Below are 1,984 nucleotides of genomic sequence, written 5' to 3'. Positions count from 1 at the left end.
CCCCACCCGAAAACAACAACTCCACCGCATCCTGACCAGCGACACCACACTACCGACCGGCATGCACAGCGCCATCTCACTGGAAGAGATAGCAGACGTGCTGAACAACTAACCAGAAAGGAGAAGACACCATGAACCACCAAGCACGACACACCCAAACCGGCAATCACCAGCCAGACAACACACCCGAAACCCCACCACACAACTACCCGGCAGGCGCCATCACAGCCTGGCGCCAACTCACCGGACAACCACCAAACCAACCCCTCGACCCAGACTGGCACCACAACTTCACCAACTGCTACCACGGCAGCTGGCCAAACCGCAGCGCCTACATCGAAACCCTCGTCGAAGACATCTTCAGCCAACAACTCGAAACCATCACCAACACCATCGGCATCCCAACCGACTACATCCGCTGGAACTACCCAGCCATCTGGGAAGACGCCACCCGCTGCTTCGACATCATCGAAAACGAAGATGGAGTGCATGTGTTTGAACAGTGAAAAACCTTATTTACCGACTATCTAATAGTTTTCACACCATCTCACCTCCATCACCCCCAACCCTCTGGACTTTTCGTTCCATCTGAGCGTCAATAGAAGTAGGGCAGTCCCGGACGAGCCGCCGGTTTCCGCCCTGACAAGCCATAACACCCCATAGCCAAGGCCCCGAGGACGCTGGCGGGTAGCGGGTGAGAAAGGAGAAGGCACTCATGACCAACACCATCACCAACCCCACAAGCCACCGGCCCGGAGTCCGCCCATGACCACCGATCCGTTTGCCGCCATGGCCGCCTCACTCACCCCGAAGCGGGCCGTCTCCTACCTACGGGTCTCCACCCGTGAACAAGCCCAACGAGGCGGCGCCGCCGAGGGCTTCTCCATCCCCGCCCAACGCGAAGCCAACAAGAAGAAGGCCATGGCCCTGGGCGCTCTCATCGTCAAAGAGTTCGTCGACCGCGGCGAATCCGCCCGCAGCGCCAACCGCCCCGAACTACAAAAGATGCTCCACTACCTCCAAGACGCCGGCGACATCGACTACGTCATCGTCCACAAACTCGACCGCCTCGCCCGCAACCGCGCCGACGACGTCGACATCAACCGCATCCTCGACCAAACCAGCACCCGCCTCATCTCCACCACCGAGAACATCGACCAAACCCCCGGCGGCATCCTCCTACACGGCATCATGAGCTCCATCGCCGAGTTCTACTCCCGCAACCTCGCCAGCGAAGTCGTCAAAGGCCTCAGCCAAAAAGCCCGCGCCGGCGGCACCATCGGCCGCGCCCCACTCGGCTACCTCAACAAACAAGGCCGCGACAACCAAGGCAGGGAAGCCCGCTGGGTCGACATCGACCCTGTCCGCGGCCCACTCATCACCCAAGCCTTCACCGAATACGCCACCGACCGCTGGACACTATCCACCCTCACCAACCACCTCACCGCCCAAGGCCTGACCACCGTCCCCACACCCAGCCGGCCGTCCCATCCCCTCGGCCACAACAAACTCCTCGCCATCCTCCGCAACCCCTACTACCGCGGCATCGTCACCTACCAAGGCGTCCAATACCCCGGCAAACACCAACCCCTCATCGACGACGCCACCTGGCAGCGCGTCCAAACCATCCTCAACCAACACCGCCACGGCGAACGCCAACGCATCCACAACCACCACCTCAAAACCACCATCCGCTGCGGCCAATGCGGCGGCCGACTCATCATCCACAACGCCAAAGCCAGAAACGGCCAAATCTACCCATACTTCGTCTGCTCCTACCGCCAACGCCACCGCACCCAATGCTCCTTCAAAGCTGTCCTCATCGACGAGGTCGACGCTCGCATCGCCGACCTCTACCACCACATCCACATCACCCCCGAAGACCGGCGCACCATCGAGAAATACCTCCGCCTCGAACTCGACCACATCTACACCCGCCAACACACCCACACCCAAAAACTCACCACCCAAGCCCGCAAACTCA

The 1,984-nt window shown here is 60.7% G+C and carries 2 protein-coding genes; both read left to right on the top strand.

The window, feature by feature from the left end; all coding sequences use genetic code 11:
- The first annotated feature begins 131 nt into the window (after positions 1-131).
- The gene (locus Q0349_RS05015; protein WP_298079784.1) at positions 132-506 is read left to right on the top strand and encodes a hypothetical protein; all 375 of its coding nucleotides are present in this window, start codon (positions 132-134) and stop codon (positions 504-506) included.
- A 259-nt stretch (positions 507-765) separates the two neighbouring features.
- The coding region (locus Q0349_RS05010; RefSeq protein ID WP_298079783.1) for a recombinase family protein at positions 766-1,984 on the top strand (1,219 nt) is incomplete at its 3' end.

It is taken from the genome of uncultured Cardiobacterium sp., from assembly GCF_938028185.1.
Lineage (GTDB): Bacteria > Pseudomonadota > Gammaproteobacteria > Cardiobacteriales > Cardiobacteriaceae > Cardiobacterium.
Note: the sequence above shows the minus strand (reverse complement) of the source record. Positions and strands in the feature narration are given on the sequence as shown.